The sequence below is a fragment of the Pseudonocardia adelaidensis genome (assembly GCF_039543345.1).
In the GTDB taxonomy this organism is placed as follows: Bacteria; Actinomycetota; Actinomycetes; order Mycobacteriales; family Pseudonocardiaceae; genus Pseudonocardia; species Pseudonocardia adelaidensis.
Genome location: NZ_BAABJO010000094.1, coordinates 1 through 763 on the forward strand (window position 1 = coordinate 1; position 763 = coordinate 763).

The window sequence follows — 763 nt, forward strand, 5'->3', positions numbered from 1 at the left end:
CGTCGAAGGCGTCCTTGTCCAGCGGCCAGATCGTCGGGCCCTTGTGCACGTGGACGTTCTTGATCCCCAGCTCCTGCGCCCGGGCCAGGAAGCGGTAGCACTCCGGGTCGGACAGCTTGTAGCCGCGGGAGTCCCCGATCCACTCGGCGGTGTAGAGCTTGACGCCCTTCAGCTGGTAGCGCTCGGCGTCCTCCTCCAGCTGGGCGAGCCCGGCGTCGCCCTCCCGCGGGTCGAAGCGCCCGTTGGTGATGAACTTCCCCGGGTACTTCTCGGTGAGCGTGTGGTTGCGCTCCGCGGTGTTGAACCCGTTCGTGTACCAGTACTTCAGATAGGTGGACTGGAAGATCGCGACGTCGACGTGGCCCGCCTCGAAGAGGTCGTGCATCAGGTCCTCTTCGGAGTACTTGCAGTACTTCTCCCAGTCCCACCGGGCCTCGGGCGGGCCGAGCTGGTGGTAGCCGTAGAAGCAGTCGATCCAGCCCTTCGCCAGGTTCTCCCGGCCGGGCACCCAGTTCTGCGGGCTCGCGTCCCAGTAGTGCATGTGGCTGTCGACGATGAAGTAGTTCTCGCCGTCCTTGGAGTACATGTGGGGGGCCTCCAGCTCGGGAAAGCGGCGGTCAGGGGACGAGGATCGCCCGGCCGCGCACGCGGCCGGCGTCGAGGTCGTGCAGCGCGTCCAGCGCCGCATCCAGCGGGTACTGCTTGGTGTGCAGGGTGACCTTCCCGGCCTGGGCGAGCACCATCAGCTCGGCCAGATCGGCAT

The 763-nt window shown here is 66.8% G+C and carries 2 protein-coding genes; both read right to left on the reverse strand.

Annotated features, from left to right (window positions below):
• Nucleotides 1-586 (reverse strand): amidohydrolase family protein (locus ABEA81_RS42350; protein ID WP_345613717.1); only part of this gene is annotated, 586 nt, incomplete at its 3' end.
• 31 nt (nt 587-617) lie between these two features.
• The coding region (locus ABEA81_RS42355) for a zinc-binding dehydrogenase (protein WP_345613719.1) at nt 618-763 on the reverse strand (146 nt) is incomplete at its 5' end.